Source organism: Corynebacterium sp. UMB10321 (genome assembly GCF_030228725.1).
GTDB lineage: Bacteria > Actinomycetota > Actinomycetes > Mycobacteriales > Mycobacteriaceae > Corynebacterium > Corynebacterium pseudogenitalium.
This window is the reverse complement of record NZ_JASOZC010000026.1, coordinates 1-1,524: the sequence shown is the minus strand read 5'-3', so window position 1 is coordinate 1,524 and position 1,524 is coordinate 1. Positions and strand designations below refer to the sequence as shown.

Annotated in this window: 1 protein-coding gene; it reads right to left on the bottom strand. The window is 55.9% G+C overall.

What is annotated here, in order from left to right:
- Positions 1 to 151: 151 nt before the first annotated feature.
- Entirely contained in the window at positions 152 to 1,360 is a 1,209-nt protein-coding gene (locus tag QP752_RS11180; protein ID WP_154737208.1) for an IS110 family transposase, read from the bottom strand.
- Between the last annotated feature and the right edge of the window lie 164 nt (positions 1,361 to 1,524).

Here is a 1,524-nt window from a genome sequence, read left to right as displayed (position 1 = left end):
GGGGGGTGTTCCTATATAGGTTGTCAACTCCGTGGGTGGGCTTGTTGGGGGCATGAAGGGCTTCTGCTTCGCCGTGTGAATGTTGTTTTCGGGCATCTCGAGGAGCCGATTGGGCTTGCTGCTCAATCGGCTTGGATGGGGGTTGTTGGTTCTAAGCTGCTGTGGCCTGTTGGACTGTGGAGATGTCTCGGTAGAGCTCGCCGCTACGCATCATGGCGAAGAGAACGTTTAGGCGTCGGCGTGCGAGTGCGACAACTGCGGCGTTGTGTCTTTTGCCTTCTTTGCGTTTTCGTTCATAGAATTGTCGGGAACGCTCGTGGAATCTGATCGATGCAAAAGACGATTGCCATAGGGCGTTCTTTAATCTTTTGTTGCCAGCCCGGTTGGGCGAATTCGACATGATGGACGTTCCCGACTGATTCGTCCGCGGTGATAGGCCTGCATAGGACGCTAGGTGCGCTGCATCGGGGAAGTCGGACATATCGCCAACGGTCATGAGGATCTGCGCGGCGCTACGCGGACCGATGCCGGGCATGGATAAAAGAATCTCGGTGTGAGGAATGTCCTGGATGAGCTTGAGTACCTGCGCCTCGATTTCTTTACGATGCTCGAGTTTGGCCAATGCATCTTTGGCGGACATTGCTACGCCAAGTTCGGCGTATTCTGCCCCGGCAATGGACACGGTCTGCCCGTGGATGGCAGCAAGCATGGCATCGATGACAGGCTCAGGATTGCGTGCCCTGTGACTGCGCGCAAAGGCTGCCAGACGTGCTCTACCGACGCGTCGAATCTTGGTGGGGCCACCGTATTTCGCAAGTAGGTGGAGGATCCACTTGCGATGAATCACCTGTCCGCGCAGAACATGTTCGAATGCAGGATAGGTTCCCACGAGCGCGGATCGCATCTGGTTGATCAGGCGTGTGTAGGCCCGGGCGAGATCTTCGTCAATACCGTTGAGCACTTTCAGCTGGATAAAGACTTCCTCAACGCGGTCGACGCTGCGCAAGGCATCCGGAAGTTTTAGACCGGCATGGGCGATGACGTAGGCGTCGCGCACATCGGTCTTGGAGTTGCCGGCGTGGATGCGAGAGAGCTGCCGCATCGCAAGCCCCGGTAGATAGCGAACGTCGGCCCCCATGTCTTGGGCGACTGCGACGGTTAACCGGCCGATGTTGTTGGGTTGATCGACAATGACAAGAACCGAAGCGTCATCGGCGAGAAATTTGCCGAAGAGCTTGCGTAGTGAGCCTTCATGCTGGTTGATGCGTTTGGACAGGACTTGTCTGCCTTGGGAATCGAGGACGCAGGCGTGGTGGAAGTATTTGCCGACGTCCATGCCGATGACGAAGTCATAGGCCATGAGCGTGTGCCTCCTAGCGATGAATGAGAAGTTGGATTATTTATGCTTCATCGCTGGGGTTGGTCGGACATACTTGCACTGGCATCCACATTACTGTGAGACCTCATACCACCTGGGCTGGGTCAGGTTCCTATTAGCAGTTTGAGTATGTCACTGTCTTCGGC

What these genes read in the sequence shown, in the direction of transcription:
- QP752_RS11180 (WP_154737208.1), bottom strand. Translation starts at nt 1,360, where the DNA reads ATGGCCTATGACTTCGTCATCGGCATGGACGTCGGCAAATACTTCCAC.